This is a genomic window from uncultured Ralstonia sp. (assembly GCA_913056305.1).
Taxonomy (GTDB): Bacteria; Pseudomonadota; Gammaproteobacteria; order Burkholderiales; family Burkholderiaceae; genus Ralstonia.
In genome coordinates this window covers 1-2555 of the sequence record CAJXMR010000382.1, presented here as the reverse complement: position 1 = coordinate 2555, position 2555 = coordinate 1, and the positions used below count along the sequence as shown (strand labels likewise).

Below are 2555 nucleotides of genomic sequence, written 5' to 3'. Positions count from 1 at the left end.
CCACGAAACGCGTAGATGCTCTGGTCGTCATCGCCCACGGCAAAGATGGCGTTGGGGGTGACGCCGGCTTCGCCATGGCCTGCGAGGATCTTCAGCCAGGCGTACTGCAGCTTGTTCGTATCCTGGAACTCGTCGACCAGGATGTGGCGGAAGCGCCGCTGGTAGTGCGCGCGGATGGCGTCGTTGTAGCGCAGCAGCTCGTAGCAGCGCAGCAGCAGCTCGGCAAAGTCGACCACGCCTTCGCGCTGGCATTGCGCGTCGTAAGCGGCATAGAGGTCGGCCATGCGGCGGTCGAATTCGTTGGCGATTTCCAGGTCGCCCGCGCGATGGCCCTGCTCCTTGGCCCCGTTGATGAAGTACTGGACGTTCTTGGGCGGGAATTTCTCGTCGTCGATATTGAGCGACTTGAGCAGGCGCTTGACGGCGGAAAGCTGGTCCTGCGTATCCAGGATCTGGAAGGTCTGCGGCAGGCCGGCATCGCGGTAGTGCGCGCGCAGCAGCCGATTGCACAGGCCGTGGAAGGTGCCGATCCACATGGCGCGCGTGTTGATCGGCAGCATGGCCTGCAGGCGGGCGGTCATCTCCTTGGCCGCCTTGTTGGTGAAGGTGACGGCCAGCACACCCGACGGCGACACCCGCGCGCTCTGGATCAGCCAGGCGATGCGCGTGGTCAGCACGCGCGTCTTGCCGCTGCCCGCCCCCGCCAGGATCAGCGCCGATTCGTCAGGAAGCGTAATGGCAGCGCGTTGTTCGGGATTCAGGTTGGCGAGCAGGTCGGACATGCGAGGGAAGCCTTAGCGGAATCCTAAAATTATACCGGCCCCCTCCCCCGCCTCGCCCGTACCTGACACGGACAGGTCGTATAATTCCAAGCTTTCGCCCGCCCTTTTTTCCGGGCCAAACGCCTTTTTGCGCCCATTTGCGCCTCCTGTCAGCATGACCGATCAAAACCAGTCCCTCGCCAAGAGTTTCGAACCCGCCACCATCGAGCAGAAGTGGAGCGCGGCGTGGGAAGCGATGGGCGTCTCCCGTGCGACGCTCGAAGCCGGCCGTCCGGACTTCTGCATCCAGCTGCCGCCGCCGAACGTGACGGGCACGCTGCACATGGGCCACGCGTTCAACCAGACCATCATGGACGGCCTGACGCGCCACGCGCGCATGCTGGGCGCCAACACGCTGTGGGTGCCGGGCACCGACCACGCCGGCATTGCCACGCAGATCGTCGTGGAGCGCCAACTGGATGCGCAAGGCGTGTCCCGCCATGACCTCGGCCGCCCGGCTTTCGTCGAGAAGGTCTGGGAATGGAAGGAGCAATCCGGCTCGACCATCACGCGCCAGGTGCGCCGCATGGGCGCCTCGATCGACTGGGAGCGCGAATACTTCACGATGGACCCGAAGATGTCGCGCGCGGTCAGCGACGTGTTTGTGCGTCTGTATGAGCAAGGCCTGATCTACCGCGGCAAGCGCCTGGTCAACTGGGACCCGGTGCTGGGCACCGCCGTGTCGGACCTGGAAGTGGTGAGCGAAGAGGAAGACGGCGCCCTGTGGCACATCCGCTACCCGCTGTCGCAACCGGACACCAAGACCGGCCTCACGCACCTGACGGTGGCCACCACGCGCCCGGAAACCATGCTCGGCGACACGGCCGTGATGGTCCACCCGGAAGACGAACGCTATGCCCACCTGATCGGCCAGACCGTGCGCCTGCCGCTCTCGGGCGCTGCTGGTGCCGATACTGACGCGCTGGACGCCGCCCAGTGGCGCGAGATCCCCATCATCGGCGACGAGTACGTCGACCGTGAATTCGGCACCGGCGTGGTCAAGGTGACGCCGGGCCACGACTTCAACGACTACGCCGTCGGCCAACGCCACAACCTGCCGCAGATCTCGGTGCTGACGCTGGAGGCGACGATCGCCGACAACGCGCCCGTGATCTACCGCGGCATCGACCGCTTCGAAGCCCGCAAGCGCATTGTCGTCGACCTCGAATCGCTCGGCCTGCTGGGTGAAGTGAAGAAGCACAAGCTGATGGTGCCGCGCGGCGAGCGTACCGGCGTGATCATCGAGCCGATGCTGACCGACCAGTGGTTCGTCGCCATGAGCAAGCCGGCGCCGGAAGGCACGCGCTTCCCGGGCCGCTCCATCGCCGAGGTGGCGCTGGACGCCGTGCAGGGCGGCAAGATCAAGCTGGTACCCGAGCAGTGGGTCAACACATACAACCAGTGGCTGAACAACATCCAGGACTGGTGCATCTCGCGCCAGCTGTGGTGGGGCCACCAGATTCCGGCGTGGTACGACGAGGCCGGCAACGTCTATGTTGGCCGCACCGAAGAGGAAGCCCGCGCACGGGCTGCAGCCAAGGGCTACAGCGGTACGCTCACGCGCGACGACGACGTGCTCGACACGTGGTTCTCGTCGGCGCTGGTGCCGTTCTCGTCGCTGGGCTGGCCGGCCGATACGCCGGAGCTCAAGCACTTCCTGCCCTCCACCGTGCTGGTCACGGGCTACGACATCATCTTCTTCTGGGTGGCGCGCATGGTCATGATGACCCTGCA

2 protein-coding genes are annotated in these 2555 nt (G+C 65.4%); one reads left to right on the top strand and one right to left on the bottom strand.

The genetic code is table 11. The features are described 5' to 3' along the window. The coding region (locus QZ609_RS26325) for a UvrD-helicase domain-containing protein (RefSeq protein WP_295501406.1) at nucleotides 1-782 on the bottom strand (782 nt) is incomplete at its 3' end. A gap of 154 nt (nucleotides 783-936) precedes the next feature. Between QZ609_RS26325 and QZ609_RS26320 the strand changes: the two genes are divergently transcribed. Beyond that, the coding region (locus QZ609_RS26320; protein WP_295501403.1) for a valine--tRNA ligase at nucleotides 937-2555 on the top strand (1619 nt) is incomplete at its 3' end.